The sequence below is a fragment of the Geodermatophilus sp. SYSU D01186 genome (assembly GCF_054050215.1).
Map to the genome: position 1 here is coordinate 1 of NZ_JBJGYW010000034.1, position 25,519 is coordinate 25,519.

General features: G+C 73.4%; 24 protein-coding genes. 15 read left to right on the top strand and 9 right to left on the bottom strand.

Features of this window, described 5'->3' with window-relative positions:
* Positions 1-146: 146 nt before the first annotated feature.
* Complete coding sequence (locus tag ACI784_RS20710; protein ID WP_457014736.1) at positions 147-851, bottom strand: hypothetical protein; 705 nt, start codon at positions 849-851, stop codon at positions 147-149.
* A 649-nt stretch (positions 852-1,500) separates the two neighbouring features.
* Between ACI784_RS20710 and ACI784_RS20715 the strand changes: the two genes are divergently transcribed.
* The 6 genes from ACI784_RS20715 (at position 1,501) to ACI784_RS20740 (ending at position 7,935) form a co-directional block, all read left to right on the top strand.
* Positions 1,501-2,391 carry an alpha/beta fold hydrolase gene (locus tag ACI784_RS20715; protein ID WP_457014737.1) on the top strand — a complete coding sequence of 297 codons (891 nt, stop codon included), beginning with the start codon at positions 1,501-1,503 and terminating at the stop codon, positions 2,389-2,391.
* A complete protein-coding gene (locus ACI784_RS20720) occupies positions 2,388-2,984 on the top strand; it encodes a hypothetical protein (protein ID WP_457014738.1) in 597 nt (198 codons plus the stop codon). The genes ACI784_RS20715 and ACI784_RS20720 overlap by 4 nt, the downstream gene beginning before the upstream one ends.
* Positions 2,985-3,071: 87 nt before the next feature.
* Positions 3,072-3,707: a hypothetical protein gene (locus ACI784_RS20725; RefSeq protein ID WP_457014739.1), complete on the top strand. Its 636-nt coding sequence runs from the start codon at positions 3,072-3,074 to the stop codon at positions 3,705-3,707.
* 409 nt (positions 3,708-4,116) lie between these two features.
* Positions 4,117-5,463 carry an extracellular solute-binding protein gene (locus tag ACI784_RS20730; protein WP_457014740.1) on the top strand — a complete coding sequence of 449 codons (1,347 nt, stop codon included), beginning with the start codon at positions 4,117-4,119 and terminating at the stop codon, positions 5,461-5,463.
* 73 nt (positions 5,464-5,536) lie between these two features.
* Positions 5,537-6,895 (top strand): cytochrome ubiquinol oxidase subunit I, encoded by a 1,359-nt coding sequence (locus tag ACI784_RS20735; RefSeq protein WP_457014741.1) that lies wholly within the window; start codon positions 5,537-5,539, stop codon positions 6,893-6,895.
* Positions 6,892-7,935: a cytochrome d ubiquinol oxidase subunit II gene (locus ACI784_RS20740; RefSeq protein ID WP_457014742.1), complete on the top strand. Its 1,044-nt coding sequence runs from the start codon at positions 6,892-6,894 to the stop codon at positions 7,933-7,935. The genes ACI784_RS20735 and ACI784_RS20740 overlap by 4 nt, the downstream gene beginning before the upstream one ends.
* A 183-nt stretch (positions 7,936-8,118) precedes the next feature.
* On the opposite strand, the gene ACI784_RS20745 is transcribed toward ACI784_RS20740, so the two are convergent.
* Positions 8,119-8,316 (bottom strand): hypothetical protein, encoded by a 198-nt coding sequence (locus tag ACI784_RS20745; protein WP_457014743.1) that lies wholly within the window; start codon positions 8,314-8,316, stop codon positions 8,119-8,121.
* A gap of 290 nt (positions 8,317-8,606) precedes the next feature.
* Here ACI784_RS20745 and ACI784_RS20750 point away from each other — a divergent pair, with 290 nt between their 5' ends.
* The 3 genes from ACI784_RS20750 (at position 8,607) to ACI784_RS20760 (ending at position 13,088) form a co-directional block, all read left to right on the top strand.
* Positions 8,607-9,431, top strand: a complete 825-nt coding sequence (locus ACI784_RS20750; protein ID WP_457014744.1) for a formate/nitrite transporter family protein — start codon at positions 8,607-8,609, stop codon at positions 9,429-9,431.
* A gap of 675 nt (positions 9,432-10,106) precedes the next feature.
* Complete coding sequence (locus ACI784_RS20755) at positions 10,107-10,841, top strand: DUF2382 domain-containing protein (RefSeq protein ID WP_457014745.1); 735 nt, start codon at positions 10,107-10,109, stop codon at positions 10,839-10,841.
* A 1,167-nt stretch (positions 10,842-12,008) separates the two neighbouring features.
* Entirely contained in the window at positions 12,009-13,088 is a 1,080-nt protein-coding gene (locus ACI784_RS20760; protein ID WP_457014746.1) for a S1C family serine protease, read from the top strand.
* Between the two features lie 128 nt (positions 13,089-13,216).
* Here ACI784_RS20760 and ACI784_RS20765 read toward each other — a convergent pair whose 3' ends face one another.
* The 3 genes from ACI784_RS20765 to ACI784_RS20775 form a co-directional block, all read right to left on the bottom strand.
* Positions 13,217-13,531: a hypothetical protein gene (locus ACI784_RS20765; RefSeq protein WP_457014747.1), complete on the bottom strand. Its 315-nt coding sequence runs from the start codon at positions 13,529-13,531 to the stop codon at positions 13,217-13,219.
* An 886-nt stretch (positions 13,532-14,417) separates the two neighbouring features.
* Positions 14,418-14,966 (bottom strand): hypothetical protein, encoded by a 549-nt coding sequence (locus tag ACI784_RS20770; RefSeq protein WP_457014748.1) that lies wholly within the window; start codon positions 14,964-14,966, stop codon positions 14,418-14,420.
* Between the two features lie 449 nt (positions 14,967-15,415).
* A complete protein-coding gene (locus ACI784_RS20775; RefSeq protein ID WP_457014749.1) occupies positions 15,416-15,787 on the bottom strand; it encodes a hypothetical protein in 372 nt (123 codons plus the stop codon).
* 614 nt (positions 15,788-16,401) lie between these two features.
* Between ACI784_RS20775 and ACI784_RS20780 the strand changes: the two genes are divergently transcribed.
* The 5 genes from ACI784_RS20780 (at position 16,402) to ACI784_RS20800 (ending at position 21,714) form a co-directional block, all read left to right on the top strand.
* Positions 16,402-16,704, top strand: a complete 303-nt coding sequence (locus ACI784_RS20780) for a hypothetical protein (protein WP_457014750.1) — start codon at positions 16,402-16,404, stop codon at positions 16,702-16,704.
* Between the two features lie 478 nt (positions 16,705-17,182).
* A complete protein-coding gene (locus ACI784_RS20785) occupies positions 17,183-18,754 on the top strand; it encodes an AMIN-like domain-containing (lipo)protein (protein WP_457014751.1) in 1,572 nt (523 codons plus the stop codon).
* A gap of 272 nt (positions 18,755-19,026) precedes the next feature.
* Positions 19,027-19,485, top strand: a complete 459-nt coding sequence (locus tag ACI784_RS20790) for a CAP domain-containing protein (RefSeq protein ID WP_457014753.1) — start codon at positions 19,027-19,029, stop codon at positions 19,483-19,485.
* Between the two features lie 560 nt (positions 19,486-20,045).
* Positions 20,046-20,381, top strand: a complete 336-nt coding sequence (locus ACI784_RS20795; RefSeq protein ID WP_457014754.1) for an STAS domain-containing protein — start codon at positions 20,046-20,048, stop codon at positions 20,379-20,381.
* Between the two features lie 124 nt (positions 20,382-20,505).
* Positions 20,506-21,714, top strand: coding sequence for an FAD-dependent oxidoreductase (locus ACI784_RS20800; RefSeq protein ID WP_457014755.1), 1,209 nt, complete (start codon positions 20,506-20,508; stop codon positions 21,712-21,714).
* 137 nt (positions 21,715-21,851) lie between these two features.
* Here ACI784_RS20800 and ACI784_RS20805 read toward each other — a convergent pair whose 3' ends face one another.
* Both ACI784_RS20805 and ACI784_RS20810 read right to left on the bottom strand, forming a co-directional pair.
* A complete protein-coding gene (locus ACI784_RS20805; RefSeq protein WP_457014756.1) occupies positions 21,852-22,322 on the bottom strand; it encodes a nitroreductase family deazaflavin-dependent oxidoreductase in 471 nt (156 codons plus the stop codon).
* Positions 22,323-22,428: 106 nt separating this feature from the next.
* Positions 22,429-23,118: a hypothetical protein gene (locus tag ACI784_RS20810; RefSeq protein ID WP_457014757.1), complete on the bottom strand. Its 690-nt coding sequence runs from the start codon at positions 23,116-23,118 to the stop codon at positions 22,429-22,431.
* A gap of 324 nt (positions 23,119-23,442) precedes the next feature.
* Here ACI784_RS20810 and ACI784_RS20815 point away from each other — a divergent pair, with 324 nt between their 5' ends.
* Positions 23,443-24,465, top strand: coding sequence for a potassium channel family protein (locus tag ACI784_RS20815; protein ID WP_457014758.1), 1,023 nt, complete (start codon positions 23,443-23,445; stop codon positions 24,463-24,465).
* On the opposite strand, the gene ACI784_RS20820 is transcribed toward ACI784_RS20815, so the two are convergent.
* Together ACI784_RS20820 and ACI784_RS20825 are read right to left on the bottom strand one after the other, a co-directional pair.
* Entirely contained in the window at positions 24,457-24,852 is a 396-nt protein-coding gene (locus ACI784_RS20820; RefSeq protein WP_457014759.1) for a hypothetical protein, read from the bottom strand. The genes ACI784_RS20815 and ACI784_RS20820 overlap by 9 nt on opposite strands.
* Complete coding sequence (locus tag ACI784_RS20825; RefSeq protein WP_457014760.1) at positions 24,849-25,466, bottom strand: hypothetical protein; 618 nt, start codon at positions 25,464-25,466, stop codon at positions 24,849-24,851. The genes ACI784_RS20820 and ACI784_RS20825 overlap by 4 nt, the downstream gene beginning before the upstream one ends.
* Positions 25,467-25,519 lie beyond the last annotated feature (53 nt).

Genomic DNA, 25,519 nt, shown 5'->3' on the forward strand with positions numbered 1-25,519 from the left:
CACGCCAGCCTGTCGGACGGGCTCCAACGGGGGCCCCCCGCCCCCGCCCCCCCCCCCCCCCCCCCCCCCCCCCCCCCCCCCCCCCCCCCCCCCCCCCCCCCTCCGCGCATGGGGGGCGAGGCCGCGTCCGGGCCCGAGCCGGTGACTCAACGGCGACGGGAGGCCTCCTCCGTGGTCACCGTGACCTCGTCCGACCGGTCGATCGGCTCCCGGTCGACGACGTGGTTGTCCGTCATCGTCACCCCCGCGGCCGGCGCCGCTGCGGGGGCGACGGTCACCGGCTCCGGGTCACGGCCGGCACGCTCGGCGGCCACGACCGGGCGCCGCATCCTGCCGCCGAGCAGCCCCCCGAGCGCAGCCAGCACCAGCCCGACCAGCAGCGACCAGAAGCTGACCCACAGCGCCGACTCCACGGTGAACCCCCCTCCGGCGGTCCCCAGGGGCCCGCCCACGGTCGCCTGCCCGTCCTGCAGACCGGCGCCCAGCTGATCGGTGAGGTTCAGCGCGCCAGGGACGAGCGCGGTCAGGGACAGGACGAACAGCAGCCCCCAGGCGGTGAGACCGTTGGTCGCCCCGGCCGCTGCCCCCCGCGGACCGGCGAAGAAGCCGGCCAGGAAGCCCGCCAGCATCAGCGCCACGGCCGCGGTCACCCCCATGAACCAGCCGAGGTTGCCGCTGATCCAGCCGTTCCCGTCGCCACCGTCGACGCTGTGGGCCAGCGCCAGCCACAGGACGTTCATCAGGGCGAAGAACCCCAGTGCGATCACCACCCCGGCGACCACCGGCCCCCACCGGACCAGGTCGGTGATCCGTCCGGGCCTCCGGACGTCCTCGACGATGCTCGTGGCCATGCTGCTCACTCCTCGGGTGATGGGTCATCAGGCCGGCCGGCCCACCGGACGGGCCCTTGCCCGGCGACGGGCCGGTCGTCGCAGATCGACCGACGGATCGGTGCCACCGCCCCTCTGCCCCCTCCCCGAACGGTCATCCCCCATCCCGTGGACCGTCACGGAGGCGTAACGGGCGGGCCTCCCGACCCGACCCGCCGCCTCGGGACGGTCATGAACGGAACGACCCCGGCATCGGCGGCCGGGGGGCGTTCACGGGCACCGGATGGGCGGGATCGGCGTCCGATCGTCGGGCGCGGCGACGACCTTCCGCGACCTGGCGTCTCCCCCGTTCCGAGCCCCGTACACGGCCGTGCGGACGCGGGCCGTCGCTCCGGGGCCCACTCGTCGATCCGCATCGGTACACCGGGGGCACCAGGTCCGCCCCGCGGGCGACACCGCCCCCACTGCCGCACGGATCGGGGGGCGGCCGGACGTGACGGTCCGGTGACATACCGGCCGATCCCGTATCCGGCAGTGCGGCTGGGGCAGCAAGGACGGCGAGACGCCGCCCGCTGCCACCGGGCCCGAACGATCGAAAGGGAGATGCCGTCATGCTGGCGCCCGCTGGGCCTGCCCACACAGTCCCGTCCGCCCGGGCGGAGCAACCGCGGTGACCGACCTGACGTCCTTCGACGGCACCAGGCTGGCCTTGACCCTCCGCGGCCCGGCCGACGCCCCCACCGTGGTGCTGGTCCACGGGCTCGGCCTGTCCACGGAGTCCTGGGGCGACGTGCCCCGCAGGCTGGCGGACGCCCACCGGGTCGTCGCCTACGACCTCCGCGGCCACGCCCAGAGCGGCGACGCCCGATCCGGCGACTACTCCCTCGAGGCCCACGCCAACGACCTCACGGCCGTCCTCGCCGGCTGCCTCACGCCGCCCGAGAAGGCGGTCGTCGTCGGGCACAGCCTCGGAGGCGGGATCGTCCTGGCCACCGCGCAACTGGGCGGCACCCGGGTGTTGGGGGGTTTTGTTTTCGGAGGCTCGGGGGGTGCGGGAACCCCCCCCCCCGCCCACCGGGCCCGCGGCCCCCCCGCGGCGGGGCCCCCCCCACTGCACCGGGGATGGTTCGGCCTGCTGAGGGCCGCGGCCCTCGTGGGCCGCCGGCTCCGGTCAGCGGAGAGCCTCGCCGACCGGTTGGTCCGGAGATACGCCTTCGCCCCTGGGGAACCCGGCGAGCTGGTCGCGCAGGTGCGCAACAGCTTCCTGTCCAGCCGGCCGCAGGCGCTGGCCTCCACCACCTTCGCCAGCGTGAGCCACGACGGCGTCCGGCTCGCCCCGGCCCTGCACGTTCCCACGCTGGTCCTCCACGGTGCCGCCGATCCCGAGGTCCCGGCCGAGGAGGCACGAGCCCTGCTGTCGGCGCTGCCCGACGCCGAGCTGGTGACGCTGCCCGGCGCGGGCCACATGCTGCCCCTCACCCACGGGGCGTCCGTCGCCGAGCAGGTCGCCCGCTGGGTCGCCAGAACCACCGCCACGACAAACCCCGGAGACGCGCGGTGACCACCCGAACCACTCCCACGGCCCGCACCCGCTGGTCCGTCCTCGCGGTCGCCGGCTGCGCCGTGCTCGCGGTGGGCGCATGCGGCGGACCCGAGGAGGACGCGCCCCGCGAGGACGCCGGGTTCGAGGCGGAGGGTGGCGCGGTCGGGCCCGACGTGCGGGTCAACGACGACCTCGGCCTGCAGCAGGTGCAGCTGGAGTCCCCGCTGGACGGCGTGTACGAGCAAGGCGAGGACGCCCGCCTGTTCTTCGCGATCCCCAACACGGGAACCGATCCGGCCGCGCTGGTGGACATCAGCGGACCCGACTTCGGCGGGGTGCGCGTCGAGACGGGTGAGGGCACCGGTCTGCCGCTGCAGGTGGACGCGAACGACAACCTCTACATCGGCGCCGAGGGCCCGCCGGACGTGACCCTGCTCGACCTCGGCCGGTCGCTGCGCTCCTCGCAATCGACACCGGTCACCTTCACGTTCCCCGACGCCGGGGAGGTCACGATCGACGTCCCGGTGTCCGCCGAGGGGCAGAACCCGATCCCGCCCTACGACTTCCCGAACGACGACCCGGACCAGGACCCCACCGAGGACGGTGCCTGAGAGGGGGACAGCGCCCGTGCCCGCGCCGTGGTCCGCGGCCCGGCGCGGGACCCAGCGGAGCCGTTCGACCTCCGAGAGGAGAGTCACGTGACCTCGGTGCTGAGCGCCGTCGATCGGCGCGGCCTACGGCTGCTCGACGGGCTGGCGTTCTCCTGGGTCGTCCTCTGGGTCGTCGTCGGGGCGTGGACCGGCCACGAGGTCGGGCAACTGACGTCGGTCAGCGACTCGGCCGAGGCGTCCGCCCTCGCCGCCGACCGGGCCGGCGAGGCGCTGCAGTCACTCCGCGGCCTCCCCTTCGTCGGTGCGGACGCCGGGGAGTTGGGGGACGGGGTGCGAGCCGCGGCGCAGGAGGTGTCAGCCAACGCGGCCGCGTCGCGGATCACGGTGATGCGGCTCGGGGTCTTGCTCGGCGTCGCGATCGCGCTGCTCCCGCTGAGCCCGGTGCTCTGGTCCTACCTCCCGGCCCGCCTGGCCCACCGGGCCGACGTGGGAGCCCTGCGGCGACGGTTGGCCGCGGGGCCCCCGGACGAGGGGCTCACGGCCTACCTGGCCCACCGGGCGGTGGACCGGCTGCCGTACCGGCACCTGCGTGGCCTGACCGACGATCCCGTCGGCGACCTGCGCGCCGGGCGACACGACGTCCTCGCCCGTGCCGAACTCACCCGGCTCGGCCTCGCACTCTCCGCCCGAGGGCGCGCCCGGCCGTCGACCGTCCGGGAATGACGACACCTCACGGCGGCGGGCCGGGCCCGCCGGGCATGCCCAGAACGCCGCCGGAGCCGGTGCGGAGGATCCGGACCTCAGTTGCCTGGCCGTCGATCAGGGGGTGCTGACCACCCCCATCTCCTGACCGCGACGGTCGACCACGTGCCGTGCCCGGACATCTGCAGCGGGGTGACCCCGCGCGGTGCCTGAGGGCCGGAGGTCATGGGCGGATCCTGCATCGGCTCCCCCCGCCGGTCACGGCGCCGTCACATCTCCCTCGCCCCCGCACCTCCGATGTGACGGTCAGCTGACAGCCGTCGGCTGGCGTGGTTGCGGGGTCGGTGTCCGGCTCACCGAAGGAGGGCGGCCGATCCGGTTTCCCCCGCCGGGTCGGCCGCCATCCAGGAGGCGACCGGAGGCGATCCTTGTGGCCCACACCGCCAGACAGACGAGCCCGCACCACGCCGCAGGCGCCGGCTGGGGACGGAGACGTCCCGTCACAGCGCTGTTCGCGGCGCTGGTCACCGCCTCCGCGCTGGCCGCCTGCGGAGGTGGCGGCGACGACGGGGTCCCCACGCTGACCTGGTACACCAACCCCGACTCCGGCGGTCAGGCCGAGATCGCTCGTCGCTGCACCGAGGCGGCCGGCGGGGCCTACGAGATCCGGACCTCCCGGCTGCCCCGCGACGCCACGGCGCAGCGCGAGCAGCTGGTCCGCAGGCTGGCGGCCGAGGACGACTCGATCGACCTCATGAGCCTCGACCCGCCGTTCATCCCGGAGCTCGCCGAGGCCGGCTTCCTCGCCGACGTCCCCGATGACGTCGCGGAGCGCGTGACCGACGGGGTCGTGCAGAGCGCCGTGACGGGGTCGACGTGGGACGGCGAGCTGGTCGCCGTCCCCTTCTGGGCCAACACCCAGCTGCTCTGGTACCGCCAGTCGGTGGCCGAGGCGGCGGGCCTGGACATGTCCCAGCCGGTCACCTGGGCACAGATCGTCGACGCCGCCCAGCGGACGCACACCGACATCGGCGCGCAGGGCGCCCGCGCCGAGTCGCTCACCGTGTGGCTGAACGCCCTCATCGAGTCCGCCGGAGGCACGATCATCACCGAGAACGCCGAGGACCCGGGACGGATCGAGCTGGGGCTCACCTCCCATGCGGCCGTCCGCGCGGCCGAGGTCATGCGGACGGTGGCCACGTCCGGTGTCGCCGGGCCGGCCTTCTCGACGGAGAACGAGGACGCCTCCGCCAGCGCCTTCGAGGGACCGGCCGGTGGCTTCATGGTCAACTGGCCGTTCGTCTGGCCGCGCGCCCTGAGCGCGGTGGAGGGTGGCACCCTGGATCCCTCCGTACCCGCCGACTACGGCTGGACCGTCTACCCGCGGGTCGACGCCGACGCCCCCGCCCGCCCGCCGTACGGGGGCATCAACCTCGGCGTGGGGGCCTTCAGCCGCCACCCCGACCAGGCGTTCGACGCGGCCGAGTGCATCGTCTCCGACGAGAACCAGGCCTACTACTTCATCACCAACGGCAATCCGGCCTCCTCGGCCGCCGTGTACGACGACCCGGCAGTCCTCGACGCCTTCCCGCAGGCACCGGTGGTCCGCGAGTCGCTGCAGCAGGCCGCCCCGCGACCGCAGACGCCGTACTACAACGAGATCTCCTTCGGCCTGCAGCGCACCTACCACCCGCCGGAGCAGGTGGTCCCCGGAGTGACCGGCGAGGAGGCCACCGAACTCATCACGGCGGTACTGGCGGGCGAGCAGCTGCTGTGACGACGACGCTGACCGTGCCGGACCACGGCGCATCCACCGTCCCCGGTGGCTGCTCGCGGCGGAGGACCTCCGGGTGTTCCCGCTGATCGACGACCTGGTCGCTGCCCGGATGCAGATGGCGCTGTCCCTGGGCTGGCACATCGTCGTAGCCTGCCTCGGCGTCGGCTTCCCCCTGCTGGTGCTGCTGGCGGAGTGGCGGTGGATCCGCAGCGGCGACGAGGTCTGGCGCGTCCTCGCCCGACGCTGGGCCAAGGGGCTGGCCGTCGTGTTCGCCGTCGGCGCGGTCTCCGGGACGATCCTCTCCTTCGAGATGGGCATCCTCTGGCCTGGCCTCATGGGAACCTTCGGGGAGGTCATCGGCCTGCCCTTCGCCATCGAGGGCATCGCCTTCTTCATCGAGGCGATCTTCTTGGGCATCTACCTGTTCGCCTGGGACCGGCTGCCCCCGAGGGCACACCTGCTGTCGGGGATCCCGATCGTGTTGGCCGGCGTCGCCTCGGCCTTCTTCGTCGTCACCGCGAACGCCTGGATGCAGCAGCCGCAGGGCTTCGACCTCGTCGACGGCCGGGTGGTGGAGGCCTCCCCGTGGGAGGCGATGTTCAACCCCGCGACCCCGCACCAGACGGCGCACATGATCCTGGCGGCGTTCATGGTGAGCGGCTTCCTGGTGGCCACCGTGTACGCCGCAGCCTGGCTGCGCGGCAAGCGGGACGACTACCACCGCCGGGCCTTCCGGCTCTCGTTCGCCTTCGCGGCGATCGCGACGCCCGTCCAGATCGGGGTCGGGGACTGGGCCGCGCACACCGTGGCCTCGCACCAGCCGGTCAAGCTCGCCGCGATGGAGGGCGTCTTCCAGACCGAGGACGGCGCCGCCCTGCGGATCGGCGGGATCGTCGTCGGCGAGGAGTTGCGCTACGCCATCGAGATCCCCAACGCCCTGTCGTTGCTGGCCTACTGGGACCCGAACGCGACCGTGGTCGGATTGGCGGAGGTGCCCGAGGAGCTGCGGCCGCCGGTCGGGATCGTGCACTGGGCCTTCGACATCATGGTCGGCATCGGCTTCGCGCTGCTGGCCCTGGCGCTGTGGTTCGCCGTGACCGCCTGGCGCCGACGGCGCACACCCACCTCCCGCTGGTTCCACCGGTTCGCGGTGCTGGCCGGCCCGGCCGCCGTCGTCGCGCTGGAGGCCGGCTGGATCGTGACCGAGGTGGGCCGCCAGCCGTGGATCGTCTACGGCTACCTGCTCACCGAGGACGCGGTGAACCCCACACCCGGGCTGCGCTACGGGCTGTACGGGCTCGTCCCCGTCTACCTCCTGCTGACCGTCGGCCTCGTCTACGTGCTCCGCCGCCTGGCCCGCGCACCGTTCGAGCGGGCCAACGACACAGAAGAGCACGTGGGCGACTACCCGGCCGTGGAGAGTCCGCCGTGAACCCGGCGGACATCGCCCTCGGGCTGCTGTGGCTCGGCGTCGTGGCCTACGTGCTCTTCGGTGGGGCGGACTTCGGCGCCGGGATCTGGGACCTGCTGGCCGGCCGTGGGCAGCGCGGACAGCGCCGCAGGGACCTGGTGGAGCACGTGATCGGACCGGTGTGGGAGGCCAACCACGTCTGGCTGGTGTTCGCCATCGTCATCGCCTGGACGGCGTTTCCCCGCGCCTTCGCCTCCGCCGCCGGCACGCTGATCATCCCGCTGACGCTGGCCGCCGTCGGCATCATCTTCCGGGGGTCGGCCTTCGTCTTCCGCAAGTCCGTACCGCCCGGCCGCAGCCAGCAGCTCTTCGGCGCGCTGTTCGCGGCGTCGTCACTGCTGACCCCGTTCTTCTTCGGCACCGTGGCCGGCGCCCTCGCCTCCGGGCGCATCCCCTACGGCGGCTACGGGGACGTCGTCCGCAGTTGGACCAACCCGACCAGCCTGTTCGCCGGCGCCGCTGCCGTCCTCATCTGCGCCTATCTGGCAGCGGTGTACCTCACCGGGGATGCCCGTAGGGGCGGGCACGACGACCTCGCCGAGGACTTCCGCCGCCGAGCACTCGTCACCGGCGCGGCAACCGGTGCGCTGGCCGTGGGCGGGCTCGTGGTCGTCGCCGGCGACGCGGAGGAGCTGCTCATCGGGCTGACCGGTGTCGCCCTGCCGTTTGCCATCGCCTCCGTCCTCGCAGGCGTGGTCAGCCTCGTGCTCCTCCTCCGGCGCCGGTACACCCTCGTCCGGCTCACTGCGGCCGGGGCGGTCACCCTGCTGCTCGTCGCCTGGGCGGCGGCCCAGTACCCGTACGTCCTCCAACCCGGGGTCAGCGTGGTGGATGCCGCCGCGTCCGAGGCGGTGCTCGTGGCCGTGCTCATCAGCCTGGCCGTCGGCGCGGTACTGCTCGTCCCCTCGCTGGCGTGGCTCTACGTCATCTTCCAGCGGGAGGAGTCAGGGGGAACTGCGACCGCCGAGACGGTCGGGCAGCGCCAACGCCGCGACGGGTGACCGGCTCCAGGGTGACGGGCGCCGCGACGCTCAAGCTCCGGCCCAGCTCTCGACCTCTCCGCGACTGGGAGACGCACGCCGCCTCCCGCGCGGGAGACCTCCATCACTCAGCGGGCCGCCCGCGCGGGAGGAGCCCACGTCGCTCCGGGGGTCGCGGAGCCGGACGGACGACGGACCTCGGCCTCACCGCACGCTGGTGAGGGGAGCGCGCCCGGCATCGGACAGGCCCTCGAGCCATCCCCCGGCCTCGGGCTGGGCTCGCAGCCGTTCGTCGAGCCCGTCATCGATGCGTCGGGAGCGCACCTCGATGGCCACGACTAGCTCTGCCTCGAGGTCGGCGAGTTCACTCAGCCGACGCCTCACCTCGGCGAGCTCGCCCACTGCGTTCCTCGTGACGTCCTGGAGCGTGCGGAGGTCCGCGTCGATGGCCGACACGGAACGGGGCGAAGACGCCACACGGGTCGGACGGGCACCGCCGCGAGACAGGCGCCCTCCATTCAGCGCCGCACGCCGACCCCCGCCGCGCCGACGTCGGCAGCCCGATGAATCTGCCGTCGGGCACAGGCCCCACGCGCTGCCCCTTCTGATGGAGCACTCGTCGACGTCGGCGGCCAGGACGCGAGCGCCCCGCGGACGAGAGTCCCGGCCCGCGACGGACCCGTGTCAGATCGATGACGGTGCCCGGCCCCTGTCTGGTGCCGGGGTACCGGCGCTCCGTGGCTGTGGCACCGGATCCGGACCAGATCTACGACCGCGCACGGACGGAGGGCCGTCGGCGGCTGTTCATGCCTCCCCTCGAACAGCTCACAACCGGGTTCATCGCCGGCGTGACGATCGTCTTCGGCATCGTTGCCCTCGGCATCGTGGTCGCCTATCTGCAGGAGGCCGTGGGCCGGAACGCGGCCGAGGTCGCCGGTGCGCTCGCCTTCTCGACCGGCATGGTGTTCCTGATCGTCGGCCGGACGGAGCTGTTCAGCGAGAACTTCTTCGACCCGGTAGCGGCCGCCATCGAGGAACACGGTGGGGCGGTCTGGCTGCGCCTGTTCCGGCTCTGGGGAGCGATCCTGCTGCTCAACCTCGTCGGCGGCGCCGTCCTGACGGCGGTCATGATCGTCGACGGCGCCCTTCCGGGCGGCACCGAGCACGAGCTGGTGCGGATCGCCGAGGAGACCGCCGCCACGGGCTGGGCCGCCACCCTGGCCCGCGCCCTGCTGGCCGGGGCGCTGGTGACCCTGCTGTCCTACATGCTCAAGGCGGTGGACACGGTCACCGCCCGGATCCTCGTGACCTCGATGGTCGGGTTCTTCCTCGCCCTCGGCCCGTTCGACCACGCCGCCGTCTCGGCGCTGCACCTGCTCTTCGGCATCTGGCTGTCGGACGCCGTCAACTACGTGGACCTCCTGGTCAACCTGGGACTGGCCACGGTCGGCAACCTCGTCGGCGGCCTCGCCCTCATCACGCTCACGCACACCGCCCAGGTGAAGAGCTCGAGGTGAGGCCGGCCGCGCACGACGGGTAGCCGGGCCACCGGAGGCGCCGACACGGAGATGGGGACGGGGCACCGACCTTGCCCCTCGCCGGGAAGCCGGGTTGAGACCACACCGCTGGCCACGCCGCACCGTCCATCACTGCAACGACCACGCTGCGGCCGCAACGAAACCAGACGCGGAGGGACCTCGGCTCGTCGACGATCGGCGGGTGCAGGACGATCGACGACCTGCACGAGGCCGAAGCCGCATCGGAGCCGGGGACGCTCGCCTGCGCTCGTCCGGTTCGCCGTCGATGCGTCCCGAGCGCACCCGTCGATGGCCGCCCGACTCCTCTCCGGGACGACGAGCGGGCGCCGACGACGTCGGCACCGGCCGACGACGCCCACGCGTCTCTCGGCGCTCGGCCACCGTGACGGCGCCCGGAGCCATGACTCAGGGTCCGGGTGTCCGTGGCCGGCGCACATGCGCCGAGGCCGGACCGGGGGCCTCTTCGGCCGACCCTCGCCGGAGGCTCCCGCGGGGCCGCGGCTCCCGCCCCTGCCGTGCCGATGTTCTCGACGTCTTCGTGAAGCCGGAGCGACGTCTGTGTTACGAGGTGGCCCACACGCGGGCAGCGCTCACCGCCGCTCCAGAGACTGGAGGAGTCAGCCTGACCGCCACGAGCAGAAGCGGAGAAACACGATGATCGGCACCGAGAGCATCAGCCGAGTGACCGGCAAGGACGTCTACGACCCGAACGGCGAGAAGATCGGGTCGGCCTCCGAGGTCTACCTCGACGACGAGACCGCTCTGCCGGAGTGGATCACCGTCCGCACCGGCCTGTTCGGCTCCAAGGAGTCCTTCGTCCCGATTCGCGACGCCGCCCTGGTCGACGACGGCGTGTACGTGCCGGTCAGCAAGACCGCGGTCAAGGACGCGCCGAGGATCGACGCCGACGGGCGCCTGTCCCCCCAGGAGGAGCAGGAGCTCTACCGCTACTACGGAATGCACCTCGACCGGGGTGTCGACACGGGGTTCACGACCCCGACCACCACGGACGACGCCATGACCCGCTCCGAGGAGCGGCTGGTCACGGGTACCCGCTCGGAGGAGGTCGGCCGGGTCCGGCTGCGCAAGTACGTCGTCACCGACAACGTCACCGAGACGGTGCCGATCTCCCGCGAAGAGGTCCGGGTGGAGCGTGAGCCGATCACTGACGCGACGATCGGCGAGGCCGCGCCCGGTCACGCCTTCACTGAGGAGGAGCGCGAGATCACCCTCCACGCGGAACGCCCGGTCATCGGGAAGGAAGCCGTGCCGGTCGAGCGGGTGCGCGTGGACACGGTGACGGTCACGGAGGAGGAACAGGTCAACGCAGACCTGCGCAGGGAGGAGATCGAGGTCGACGCCCCCGACAGCACGGACAGGCGCATCTGACCATTCAGCGGAGGTGATCCCCGCGACGACGCGCGAACCAGGCTGAGGGGGTGCCTCCGGTACGTGCCGGACCGGTTGCCCGAGCAGACGACCGGCCGTATCGCGGTGGGCACGGCCGCCGAGCCGGTTCACCTCCAGCTTGCGGTACCACGGAGCCCGACCCTGACGCCGACGGCGACAACGACCCGGTCCGGCCACGACCGTCCAGGTCGGCTCGGGTCGCGCCCGTCCCGGATGCGGGGAATCCCGTACGCCGCTCCAGCGGCCCGCAGCCCGCCGGGCGTCGGCAGTCCACACGCACCGGTGGCGTGGTCCGCCGGAGCATGAGCGCCCGGTTCCTCGTCCCCCGTCGTCCTCCCGCTCGGCCGGCGGCGACCAGCCCACCAGCAGCGGTGGACAGCAGCCGAGCCGGACGAGGGGGAGCCGGTGGGACCGGTCCCGCAGCCGGCTCCAGGCAGCGGGACCTTCTCCCGCACCCGGGTCGGCTCCCAGGTGCTCAGCCGGCGGCTCACGGACTGGATCCCGACGACCCACCTCGCGAGGCGGCTCCTCGCTCGCCATCGCCCGGCCGCAGGCAGCCAACGCTCGAGGGTCGCCACGACGTCGGACCCCGGCCCTCGCCGAGGCCGCCACAGCGCGGTCGACGCTGTCCCGGTCCTCCGCCACACTCCCGGCGCAGCCGGTCATCCCCCCAGCCCACCGCCACTGCCGCCCCGGCCAGCATCCGTCGCATCCTGCGCCTGCGCATGCTGTCGCGCCTGCGTGTCTCGACCGTTGCGTCGGTCCTCCCCTGCCCCACGAAACCCCTCGGCCATGCGCGCATGGCGGCCGACGACCACGGACCATCAGACACGTCTCGGTCGCGTCCAGCCACCTCCCAGGGACCGTCCAGTGAGCCGTCAGTCCCCCGCCGGACCGTTGAGGTCGTCGCGGCGGATGGCCGCACGGACCCAGGACTGGAGAGCAGTGAGTTCCTACGGACCCCCGCACCCCGCCGCCGGCCAGCCCGGGCCGGCCGCACCCGACCTCGCCCGGACGGCGTCACCCCACCCGCAGTGGCAGCAACCGCCCGGTCCCCATCCCGGCCTCACCCCGCCTCCGGCATGGGGACCGACACCGGCCGGAGCGCTGTACCCCACGGCTCCCCGCACGGCCGGACGCCTCCGCATGGGAGTCGCCGGGCTGCTCGCCGGCGCGGTCATCGGCGCCGGCACCGGCGCGGGGGTGGCCGTCCTCCTCGAGGACGGAGGCGAGGCATCCCCTGCAGCGAACGGCGCACAGAGTGTCGTGGTGGAGAACCCCGAGACGGCGACCGCGGTGGCCGCAGCGGCCGTCACGGCCAGGCCCAGTGTGGTCACTGTCTACGTGACCACCTCCGCCGGTGCTGGGAGCGGCTCCGGCGTCGTCCTGACCGGGGACGGATACGTGCTCACCAACAACCACGTGGTCAGCCTCGATGGCAGCGGGCGCGCCGGCGTACAGGTGCGCACCGCGGACGGCACGCTGTACGACGCCACCGTCGTCGGCACCGAACCGTCGATGGACCTCGCGGTCCTGAAGCTGTCCGGGGCGAGCGACCTGACCCCCGGCACGTTCGCCGACTCCGCGCAGGTGCAGGTGGGCGACCTGGCCGTAGCCATCGGCGCACCGCTCGGGCTGTCCGACACCGTCACCAACGGGATCATCAGCGCCACCCACCGGCCGGTGACCGCCGGCGAGAGCAGCAGCGAAGCGACGGTCATCGACGCCCTGCAGACCGACGCCGCGATCAACCCGGGCAACTCCGGTGGCGCCCTGGTCGACGCCGCCGGCGAGGTCATCGGCATCAACACCGCCATCGCAACCGTGCCCTCCGGCCCAGGCGGACAGACCTCGGCCGGCAACATCGGAGTCGGTTTCGCCATCCCCAGCAACACCGCGCAGCGCATCGCCGAAGAGATCATCGCCACCGGCTCGGCCAGCACGGCGCTGCTGGGCGTCGACGTCGCGACGGCGACCGCCGAGGGCAACCCCACCATCGGCATCGGCGCCCAGGTGGTGCGCGTGCAATCCGGCGGCCCCGGCGCCGAGGCCGGACTGCGGGCGGGGGACGTGGTCACGGCCATCGACGACCGCCCCGTCACCACCTCGACGGAGCTGACCGCAGCGGTACGCGGCACGGCCCCCGGAAGCGCGGTCACCCTCTCCGTCGAACGCGGCAACGAGACGGAGGAGACCGAGGTCGCCCTCGGCAGCACGGCTTCCTGACCGCTCCGGCCCCTGACGGAGGGCCGTGGCGGGGCCGGTGCACGACGGAGCACCGGCCCCGCCGTCGTACGTCGAGCGCCTCCCGTACAACACGCGCGCTCCGCGCTGCGATGCTCCCGGGGCCGTCGTCAGGCCGACCCGCTCCGCCGGCGGCGGCGAAGCAGCCCGAGGCCGACCGCGGCGAGCACGGCGAACGCCAACACTGCCAGCGCGTAGCCGGTGTGCGCGGCGGTGAAGAGCAGGAGCACGCCCGACACCGTGCAGATGACCATCACGAGCAGGAGGAGGACCAGTCCCAGATCCCGTGCCGATGCTGGTGGCGGCGCGAAGGCGGCGGCGGCCGTGGTGTCGGGCGTCGGGCGGCCCCGCGAGTCTTCCGGCGGTCGCCGTGCATCCTCCATACCGGGCATGTCCGGGGCATACCCCGGCACGCCGGGGATCACAGCGGCAGGAGGCAGCCCGAGGGTGTTGTCACCATCCCGTCATGTTGGTGGTGGGTGCTCTCCCTGGGATCTCCGCCGATCCGGCGATCGGGCATCGCGACGCCCGTCGGGCGGACCGTGGCGGTGACCAGCCGGGTGACAGGAACAACGCCCACAGCCCGGTAGCACTGAGGCGTCGGTCGCGAGGACGAAGCGCCGGCTGCCGGTGACTCCATGGGCGGTGGCACGGAGGCCACCCGCGAGGACGACGATCGCACGGACGGAGCGCGGAGAACGAACTTCCGCCGCTCTGCCGGCCTCCTGCCACAAGGACATCCGCGGCTCAGGAACGACCGGCTCAGGCTCCCGTTGCTGCGCCCGTCGACGGCGCCGCGCTCGCGGGTCTCGGTGACCACTCCGGGTCCTGCGCTGCCCGACGGGCCCCGATGGGGCGAGAGCATCCCATGGACCGAGGCGCCGAACCGCCGTGGTCGTGAGGCCACGTCGGGCGGTGTCCTCGGCCCAGGGAGTCGGGGCCTTCGAGGCAGCCGTGCAGGATGCCGACGACGCTGTCGGCTCGCCGTCCGAGGGCGGCGGGGTGCGAGACGCCGCGGCCGCGGATGGTGCCTGAGTGAGCGGGTCATCGGCGACGTACCGGGTCGTCACCGTGCCGTGGCGTCGACGCACCCGTCCGGGTCGCCGCCGAGGTCGGCCGGCACCCGGGCCCGCCAGACCGTCCCAGCCCTGGCTGGCGGGCCACGATGTCAGCGTCCGGGTGCCGGCCGAGACCCTCGGCCACCAGCGCATCCAGCCGGTTCGACGTCGGTCGTGGGCTGGGCGATGGCCGGGCGACCAGCCGCTACCGGCACCGAACCGGTCAGCAACCGGACGGTCCGGTCGGCGCCACCTACTCGGAGCTGGCGTCCATCGTGGAGCCGATGTCCCAGCTGCTCACCGTGCCGGCCGCCCAGTCGGTCCAGAACTGGACCGACTGCCCGTACTCGCCGTCCCGGGCGTTCTCGAAGACCTGCGACAGCTCCCCCCCGACCTGCTCCGGCTCCTGACCGAACGCCGAGGCCAGGTCCGCCTGCAGGTCGGCCGGCAGCGAGGACCACACACCTCGCATGTCCTCGGTCCAGTTCTCGACGTCCTCGCCGTACTCACCGCTCAGCGCACCGGTGACGATGTCCTGCATTGCGGCCATCCGCTCGTCGGCCGGCAGGTCGTGCAGGTCTTGCAGGTCCTGCTGCAGGTCCTCGGGGATCAGCCGATCCACGTCGGCGGCGTCCGTGTCGCCGGAGTCCGCGCCGGACGTCCCCTCGGCCGCGGTCAGCGCGCTTCCGTCGTCGGGCGGTGCAGCGGCTGCGGAAGGGCCGACCAGCACCGTGGCCACGGCCAGGCCGGCGGCGCCGACGCCCGCCAGGATGCCGTGTCGGACTCGTGTTCGTGCGGTCATCTCGTCACTCCTCATCATTGGTGGCGCCGTCGAGGCGCCTGATCCGGGACGCACGCCTCGAGGTCGATCGACCGAGGACTCCGCGCTCCCGGTAGAGGGGTTCCCTGCCTGCCCGGATCCACGACTACGTAGCGATGACAAGGCCATGACAGGCAGATCGCAGCGAGACAGATGGAGGGACGTCATCGACGTCCGACCTCACCGGTGTCTTCCACACCTGCCGGGCGGCGATCCCGCAGATGTCGAGCAGGGCGACGGTAGCCCGATCATCCTCGCCAGCTCGGCCGCCGGGACACAGGGGTTCCCCGAAGTCGCCGCCCACACCACGGCAAGCACGGTGTGACGGGACGATGCGGACCCCTCGCTGCGGAGTTCGTGCAACACCCCACCCGGGTCAACACCGCCCCCGCGACGCATGGGACGACCGACACGATCTTCAGCGTGTCGGCCTACAAACGCTTCCTGCCGCGGCCGGCCATCCGCTGGGTGGCCGGGGCGTTGTCGAGCACCGGGCCTGCGACGGCCAACATCGCGCCTTGCAGCTGGTCGAACCGATCGCCGGGTCGGCCGCCGCCGCGGGACGGCGGTGGGACGAGTCCGACGAGCATCCCCGCCGTGGCACGACGCCGGCCGACACCACCCCGTACCAGGTGGACCGTTTGGAGACGCGCCGCGCGTACGCCGCGATGCTCGCTGGACGGACCGGGACGAGGAACCGTGACCGTGCCCGCCACCTGTTCGACGAAGCGCCCGATGGGTTGGACCGGCTCGAGCTGCACCGGCACGCCGAGCCGGCCGCGCGGCGCGGCACGGCGCGGCACGCTCGCAGCCGGCCTGACCGTCGACACAACCGCCCGAGGTCTCGGTGGGCGGACGCCGCGGTTGCGTCGCCAGCCACGTCAGTACGCGGCGGCCAGCGGCCACACCCGGATGCCCGGCTGGTCGCCCCCGGCGGTCGGTCAGGCCGGGGCCGGACATCGCCACGGGCGAGAGCTGACTGGCGAAGGTAGGCAGGGCGGACTCGTCGGTGACGGCCATCTCGTGTACTCGCAGGAGCAGAGTCGTCAGGCTGGCCAGGTGGCATGGCCCTGCATGGAGAAGCCGCGGCCACCCCGGCGGGCCGCCTCCGTGTCCTGCCCGCCGGTCGTCGCCTGCCCGCTCTCGACACGACCGCGTCACCTGGCGGCATCACCTTCAGCCGGGCCGTGTGGCGGTAGGTGCTCCCGTCTCCCTACGGTCGCGGGCTCCTACACGGTGAAGGGCTGTGTTGCAGGAGCCTTACGCGTTGTTGTCGAGGGCAAGGCAGGCCCGATGCCGAGGCTCGACGGGGGCAAGGAGGCGAGTGCCCCGCAGGATCGGCCGGATCGAGGGTGTCCCGCAGAGACGCTGATCCAGGGCATCCCCTCCGAGGTCACGTCTCCGAACGGAGAGCGCCATGACTCAACCTCTGATCCGGCTCACCTCTGACATCGATGCGCAACTCCGTGTGTGTTGCTCCGCGAGACAGGCCGCCCAGGCCGAGCTGGCCGAGGTCAGACGAAGGCAGGCAGAACTGGCCGAGGTCGAGGGGCGGCTCCTCGCGGCCATCGAGGTGCGTTGCCGTCGCGCTGATCGACTCCTCGACGAGCGCTTGCACGCCGCCGCCGCCAGCATCGACCGCCTGGAGAGCACCGCCGTGGCCGACGACGCACCGCAGGTGCAGTGGCGCCCGCCCGGGTGGTGTGTGACGGCCCGGTGAGCAGCGGGCCTGACGTCGGGGCGGCCATGACCGCTCTCGCCGGTTCTCTGGAGATGTGGGGGCCGAGCGGCGCCAGGGGCGGGCTGCGGCTACGCGCCGACATCGCCAGAAGCGCTCGCGAGATCCGCCACGGCGCCGTCTGTGACGGCTCGGCACCCGCTGCGGATTCCTCCCCGGCGCTGTCGCGGCGCTCCGTCCGCCCGGGCGCGGGCGACGGCACGCCTCGGCATCAGCGTTCTGGCAGACACCCATCCCGGCCACCCACGGCCCGGCATGGACGCGACCGGGGCGTTCGGTGGGACCGATCCGCCTCGTCGCGTCCGCGCCTGGGTCGCCGTCCAGCCGCGCCCGCCACTGGAACCGCTGGTCGTCGCCCCGGCGGATGACGATCGCGTGGAGATCGGAGCCCGGCTGTTCCCCCGCGAGCGCCGGGGGCAGGGCCCCGGGTGACCGCAGGCCCCGACACGGGAGGCATCGAATGATCCGGCTCCTCGCGGCCATACTGGGCACCGGAGCCCTGCTGACCGGGTGCGGCCACGCGCCCACCATCGGCAGTCCGCTGACCGCCACCGCGGCCGCCCGGGCGGCCGGCACATCGTCCGACACCGAGCCGAGCGGGGCGGCGCAGCACCTGCCAGCGGTGGGTGATCCCGACACCGGTGTGGTGCGGACCGATGACTTCCCGGCGTCCGGTCCGCCCGCACTCCTCGCTGACGTCCGTGCCGCCGGGCACCAGACGTTCGACCGGTTCGTCCTGGAGTTCGACGGGGACGACGTGCCCGGTCATCGCGTCGGCTACCTGGAGCCGCCGATCCGCGAGGCCGGGTCCGGCCGTCCGGTGGACGTGGCCGGCGCGGCGTTCCTGCAGGTGCAGGTCACCCCGGCCAGTGGCGTCGACCTCTCCGGGAAGCGGCCAGAGGAGACGTACGAGGGGCCGGACCGGCTCGACGTGCCCGGCGGGCAGGTGATCGCCGAGACGGTCGAGGCCGGCGACTTCGAGGCGACGCTGACGTGGACGCTCGGCCTGCACCACCGGGCGCCGTTCGGCGTGGCCGCACTGTCGGACCCGCCCCGTCTCGTCGTCGACGTGCTGCACCGGGCGGCCGAGGGCGACGGGAGCGGCGGCCTGGAGCCGATCGGTCCCGCCGGGTCCGCTGATGTCGTCGCGGAGGCCAGCGGGGCGCCGGTCGTCCTCACAGACGTCCGGCTGGGCGCGCACGACGGCTTCGACCGGGTGGTGTTCGAGCTGGCCGGCGACGGCCGGGCCGGCTACCGGGTCCACTACACCCACGAGCCGCGCGGTCAAGCCTCAGGGAGGCCGGTGGACGTGCCGGGGAACGCGACGCTCGGCATCACGCTGTCGAACCTGCTCCTCCCCCCGGACGCCCCGCCCGGCGTGCAGCCATGGGACGGTCCCCACCAGCTGGCCATCGCGGGCACCACGACGCTGCATGCGGTGGTCACCGACGCCCTCTTCGAGGGGTGGTACACGTTCTTCGCCGGCCTCGACGAGCGCCGTCCGTTCGCGGTCGCCCGACTGGACTCCCCGCAGCGGATCGTCATCGACGTCCTCTCGAGGCAGCCAGTGTCCCTGGCCGGCAGCTGCCGCAGCCCAGAGGGTTTCTCGATCCACCATCCAGCGGACTGGTGGGTCAACACCGGGGCCGTCGCGCCGGCCTGCAGCCGGTTCGGGCCGCAGGAACTCCAGCTGCCTCCCCACACCGACGTCCGGAAGGCGGCGATCGCCGTCACGGTCGACTCGGTGCCGTACGCAGGGGTCACTGCCCCCAGGGGCGACGAGGTGTCGCGCCAGCCCGTCAGCGTCGACGGCCGTGCGGCCGTGCGGATCGAACGGCGGACCGTCGACGGGCTCTACCCCAGCAGCACCCGCCTCACCTCGTACGCCGTCGATCTCGGCGCCGGCGAGCACGGTCCGCGCACCCTCCTGGCCGACACCGTGGGCCTCCCCGGCTTCGACTACGACCGCAACGTCGAGGTACTCGACACGATGGTGCGCACCCTGGACCTGGACGGCGGCGAGCACACCTGACCTGACCGCAGCAAAGGGGATCGCGAACAGCAGCACCGCCTCTCGGACGTGTCGTTCCGATGACGACCCGGGCACCTCGGCGATCTCCGGACGGGATCGGGTACCGCGCGAGGGTGTCCCACGCCCGAGTCACCCGGCCGCTAGCCGTCCTCGGCCTGGCAGGCTTGCTGGCTGCGTGCGTCGTCACGGCCTCCGGCCCCGTCGGTACGGCCGACGGCCCACCTCCCCAGTCCGCCCCCGCCGCGGGCCCGGAGGCCTCGGGCGAGCAGCGCATGGCCCGCGAGATCTTCGACCGGGTCAACGCCGAACGTGAGGAACGCGGCCTGCAGCCGCTGGCGTGGAGCGACGCCCTGGCCGGAGTGGCCCGGAAGTGGAGCGAGGAGATGGCGTCGAGGGGTCACCTGGAGCACCAGGACATCGGCGAGGTGCTCCAGCGCGAAGAACTGTCCGGGTTCCGCGCGCTCGGCGAGAACATCTTCGCCTCCTCCGGACCGGTGCCGGCTGGCACCATCCACGCGGGATGGATGCGCTCCGACGACCACCGCGTCAACGTGCTGAACCCGGGTTGGGATCGCATCGGCGTGGGCGTCCACTGCGCGGACGACGGGTCGGTCTGGGCCAGCCAGGAGTTCGGCCGCACCGTCGACGCCGACCGGCCCCCGGTGGCCTCCTCGACGCCGCCGCAGGAGCCGATCATCCGCCCGGAGTCGACCGGTCCGACCTGCCTGTGACGCCGGCGCCGCCACACGGATGTCAGGTGGCACCGCCGGCCATCCTCCGGCTGCTGACTCACACCGCCGGCGTGCCTCACCGACTGCCGGTACGCGCCTACGACGGGGCGCCCTGCCGCCTGGAAGCGGTCAGCGACGCGTGGGCCTCTGACTGGCCTGCCCAGGGCCGGGATGGGGCCGGGGACACCGAGATGCGTCGTGGAATCCGTGACGCTCAGGGGACCGTCGATCGGTTCCCGCCTCGTTGAGCATCCGCCGCAGTACCGGGCTGGACGCCTCGTGCCCTCCCGCACCCGCCGCCTGGATGGCTGCCGTCACGATGGTCGCCGCAGCGGGTTCGGCTCGGGCCAGAGCGAGCCGGCAGCGCGCCTCGGCCAGGTCCAGCGCCTCGGCTGCGGCCTCCGCGGCCACCTGCCGCACAACCTCATCCCTGGACGTCCTCCTGAGCTGTCCGACAGCGAGACGTCATGGGATCGCAAGGCGGTGAGCGGCCGGACCGCAACGTCACTGGACCAGCCTGCTGGTGACCGCACGACGAGCCACGGCACGAGGGAGCCCCGATGACCCACGCCATCGCGACCAGGAGACCGCACCGGTCATCGAGGGACGACGTGGTGACGGTCCGCCTCGACGACGCGCTGCTCACCGACGGCCTGGCCAACGTCCGCTGGCTGCTGCACGACGCCCTGCTCGCCGGGGCCCGGCTGCTCGTCGTCGACGTGACGGCGGTGCACGACCTGTCCGCCTCGGCCGTGGCCAGCCTCCTGTCGGCGCACCGCACCTGCCGGGCCCGGGGCGGCGCGGTCGTCCTGCGGGGCGCCAACCGTCACGTCGAGACCCTGCTGTTCCGCACCGGGCTCTGGCGGGTCGTCCGCATGGAGCCCGTCGACGACTGATGGCGACTGCCTGCGGCCCGCCACCGGGGGGAGAACCGAGTCCCCGCGCCGGCGGACCTCGGCCCGCGAGGCGGTTCCGATGACGAGACCCCGAGGGGACCGGGCCGTGGTACTGGGCGGCAGCATGGCCGGCCTGCTGGCCGCCCGCGTGCTCGCCGACGTCTACCCCGAGGTCGTGGTCGTCGAACGGGACGAACTGCCCGAGGGTCCGGCACACCGCCGCGGCGTGCCGCGGGGCCGGCACGTCCACGGGCTGCTGGCACGCGGGGTGCAGGCACTCGAGGAGCTGTGTCCCGGTGTGGTCGACGAGTTGACGGGCCGTGGGGTCCCGGCCGGCGACATGCTCGGCAACACGCTCCTGCACTTCGGCGGCCACCGGTTCCGGCCGGGGCCGTCCGGGCTGACCGTGCTGGGCGCCAGCCGACCTGCCCTGGAGGCCTGCCTCCGCAGCCGCGTCCGCCGCCTGCCCGCGGTCACCGTCCTCGACCGGTGCGTCGTGGAGGGCCTCGCCGCCACCCCGGACGAGCGCCGGGTCCACGGCGCCCGGGTCATCCGGCAGCAGGACGGCGGCTCCGAGGAGACGCTGGCCGCCGACCTCGTCGTGGACACCACCGGCCGGGGCTCACGGACCCCCGCGTGGCTCCACGATCTGGGCTGCGCCGTACCGCCGGTGGACGAGACCAGGGTGGGGGTGGGCTACGCCAGCTGCACCTACCGGCTCACCCCCGAGGCGCTGGGCGGCACCGTTGCCATCCTCACGGCCCCGACCCCCGGTCGTCCTCGTGGCGGGGCGCTGTCCGCCATGGAGGACGGCCGGTTCATCCTCACCCTGTTCGGGCTTGCCGGCGACCGCCCGCCCGACCGACCCCTCCGGCTTCACCGACTTCGCTGCCAGCCTGCCGTTCCCCGACATCCACCGGGCCGTCCGCGGCGCCGAACGCCTCGACGAGCCGGTGGCCTTCCGCTACCCCGCGAGCGTGCGGCGCCGGTACGAGCGGTTGCCCACCTTCCCCGAGGGACTGCTGGTCATGGGGGACGCGGTCGCGACCTTCAACCCCATCTACGGCCAGGGGATGACCGTGGCCGCCCTGCAGGCCCTCGCTCTCCGCCGTCACCTCCTGCGCGATCCCCGGCCCCGGGGGCGACCGTTCTCCCGGGACGTCGGCGCGATCGTCGACGTCGCCTGGGATCTCGCCACCGGCGCCGATCTGGCGTTTCCCCAGATCCCCGGCCGGCGCACCGCCCGGATGCGGATGATCAGCCGGTACGTTGCCGGGGTCCAGGCCGCCGCCGCCCACGACCCGGACGTCGGACGCGCCTTCCCTCCGGGTGACCGGGCTCGTCGACCCGCCGCAGGCCCTGCTGCGCCCAGCCGTCGCCGCCCGCGTCGTTCGGCAGGCTCGGCCGAGACCGGGCCGTCCGAGGACGTCAGGCTGATCGAGGGAGAGCGGCACCGCCCCCTGGGGTCGCTCATCCGGCGCCCGGTGTCAGGTGGAGCCGGACGAGCCGGATGTCGACGTCCTGGCCGGGCCGGGCGGCGGCGATGGCGTCGACCAGGCGCCGCAGGGCGGCAGGGTGCTTCCGCGCGTACTGCCGCAGGAGCGCGTCCGACTGCTCCTCGTTCAGCAGCTCGGCCCGTGCCGGCCGGCGGCGCAGGCCGCCCGAGCTGACCTGCACGGCCGGGTTTACCTCCAGGTTCCGGTACCACTGCGCCTGTCGACCGAAGCCGGACGCGACCACCACCTGGCCGGACGCCGGCCGCAGCAGGCACTCGAGGACCACGCGCAGCCGGCGTCCTGACGTCCGACCGGTGTGCTCCACCATCAGGAGCCGGCGTCCGAGCACCCGCCCCAGGCACAGCCGGTAGAGAACGATGGGCGCCCGCACGAACAGGCGCCTCCGCAGCAGCCGACCGGCCAGCAGCGCCAGCGGGGACCGCACCGAGCCCTCCCTCCACACGCCGAGGTCTCCGGTCCTCGGGATCGGACGCCAGTCGGAGGTCCACACCCGAATCCGCCGTCAGCCCACGGCTCGCCCTGACCGGCGCTCACGGGGACGCCCGCCGGTCATCCCGCAGGTACTGCTCGGGCAACTCCTCGTCCCCCTCGCTCAGCCACCGGCCGACTCCCACCGGGTCACGGCGGGAGAACTCCTCCAGCAGGAGGTTCCGGACCTCGACGGCCTCGGCCCGGCGGTCCAGGTCCGCACCGGACTGGAGTTGCTCGCCGGTTTCTCGCCACTCGCGGAACAGCACCGCCGTAGGCAACACGCCGAGGAGCTGCCGCAGTTGCTCGTCCGTGCCCGGGCCGCCCCCCTCGGCGCACGAAGCGCGGGCCTCCCCGATCCACGTGACCGCCGTGACCGCACCGAGCACCACGAGGACGAGCACGAGCCCGGATCCGTCGACACCGAGCGCGTCCGCACCGGGGAGCGTCAGGACCAGCAGGCCGGTCCAGGCGCCGGAGAGCAGCGCGCCTCGGCGCACCCACGCGCCCCCCGGGAACCCCTCGAGGAGGACCAGCACCGCGTTACCGACCGAGAACCCACAGGCCGGCGCGATGATCAGGGTCAGGTACGGCGGCGTGGTCAGGGCGCCGACCAGCGCACACGCCACCACCGCCGGCCCGAACACGAGGCCGCAGCCGCGGCTGAGGAAGACCCACGGGAACCGACCGGCCGGGCCTGACCGCCCACCGCCATGCCCCAGGCCGGCACGTGCGTCGGGGCCCTCCCTCATGAGGGGATGAGACACCCGACACCGGTGCCGGCGTCACCACGGCCACGAGTTGTCACGAACTCGTCAACGACCCGACTGCCGGCCGTCCGAGAACGCGGACAGCCCGGACGGCGCAGGAGCGCAGCGCCCTCTCCACCGGCTGACAGCGGAGGACCGGGAGGCTACGGTCGGTCCAGGTGTGCCGGGAAGTCTGGTCGGCGGTCCGTTCTCGACCGTCGGAGGCCCCGTGACCGGAACGCGCACCTGTCGCGTCATGGGGACCGCCTGGGGTGTCGCCGTGACGGCCACACCCCCGCCGCCGACAGAGGACGTCGAGTGCGGCGGGTGAGGGCTGTGCGGCCCTCCGCGGTGGAGCACACGGGCGTCCGGCTGGGACACGAGGAGACCTCCCCCATCCGGCAGGTCGCCCGACGCCTGGCGATCGCCGGGCTGGTGCTCGTGCTGACCGTGATCCTCGTGTACGCCGACAGGCAGTCCTACCGCGATGCCATCGACGGCGAGGTGTCGCTGCTGGACGCCTCCTACTACGCGACGGTGACGCTCTCCACGACCGGGTACGGAGACATCACCCCGGTGACCGACGGCGCGCGTCTGTTCAACGCCCTGGTGATCACGCCGCTGCGGGTCCTGTTCCTCATCGTGCTCATCGGGACGACGCTCGAGGCGCTGACCGCCCGCTCACGCGAGGAGCTCCGCGTCCGGCGGTTCACCACGCGCGTGCGGCGGCACGTCGTCGTCTGCGGGTACGGCACCAAGGGCCGCAACGCGGTCCGCGCCCTGCGACAGACGGGTACGCCGCCAGAACGGGTCGTGGTCGTCGATCCCGATCCCCGGGCGATCGAGGAGGCCAACGCTGCGGGGTACACCGGCATCATCGGGGACGCCAGCCGCAGCGATGTGCTCAGGCGCGCATCCGTGCACCGGGCACGCGCCGTCGTGGTGGCCGTGGACCGGGACGACGCCGCCGTGCTGATCACGCTCACCGCCCGCCGGCTCCACCCCGACGGGCGGATCGCGACGAGTGTCCGCGAGGAGGCCAACGCCTCGCTCCTCCGTCAGTCCGGGGCGGACACGGTGCTCACGACGTCGGCGACCTCGGGCCGGCTCCTCGGTCTGGCTCCGGACAACCCCCGCGTGGTGGGCGTGATGGAGGACCTGCTGGAGCACGGCGTGGGCCTGGACCTCCACGAACGTCCGGCGCGTGCCGGCGAGGTGGGGCAGGACCCCCGGCAGCTGCCGGACATCGTCCTGTCGGTCGTGCGCAACGGCGCTCGGCTGCGGTTCGACGATCCCCAGGTCGGGACGGTGCAGGACGGGGACGTCCTCATCGTCGTCCGATCACACTGACCCCGAGGCCCACGGGACACCGCAGAGGAACTCCGGGGTCCTCGCGGCGACGGCCTCGGGAGCCGCCGGCGACACGGTCCGACCGGTCACGACCGACCACCGCAGGGCCGGGGCCGAGGAAGGCGCCGCATCGGGTAGGTCCTCGCGCAGCAGCGTGCCGAGCAGGAGACCGCGCTCCCCCAGCACGACCATCACGACGTGGTCGTCGTCGAACAGTTCCCGGACGTCGCCGACGGAGGCGCCGGCCGGCAGGACCTTCGGACCGGCGATCATCAGGTCGGCGGCGGTCAGACCGCCGCCGAGAGCGGATGGGTGCGGCGCATGGACGCAGCGGCCCAGGGGCCGCGCACGCGCGGGTGACCCGCCGGAGGCGGCGAGCTGCGTCACGGCGTCGGGTCCTCGGCAGGATCCTCCAGGTCGACGGGGGCGCTCGGCGTCTGCCCCTCCGCGGCCACCACGGCCTGGAGGGTGACCTCCCCTGCCTCCTCGAACACGAACGTCACCGGGATGGACTCCGAGGACCGCAGCGAGGTCTGCAGGTCCTCCAGGACGATCGACGGTGCGCCCTCCGCGCCGACGTACACATTGTCGTTCGGCGGTACGCGGATGGGAGCGGGTTCGCCGTCCACGGTGATCGCCGCATCGGTGAAGTCCGGACCCCGGACGTCGAGCAGGTCGTCCTCCGTGCCGCCGTCATTCGCGATGCCGACGAACAGCCTCGCGTCCTCACCCTCGTCGTAGACGCCGTCAAGCGGGTACTCGAGCTGCACCTGGAGGAGCTTGATGTCCTCCTCGACGGCCTCGTCCGGGCCGACCGCTCCGCTGTCATCGACGTCGGGCGTCTCGTCGCCGCAACCGGTGACGGTCAGGGTGAGCGCCACGGCCGCGGCGGCCGCGCCCAAGCGCGCTGAGACGGAACTCCTGCATGCCATGTCGGTACTCCTCTGTCTCGGGGGCAGCCGAGCCGCTTCACGGCTCACCGGCGGCGACTGGCTGTACACCGCCAGCGGGTGCGGCTCCTCATCCGAGGTCCCCGTGTCGCGGCCGCTGCGAT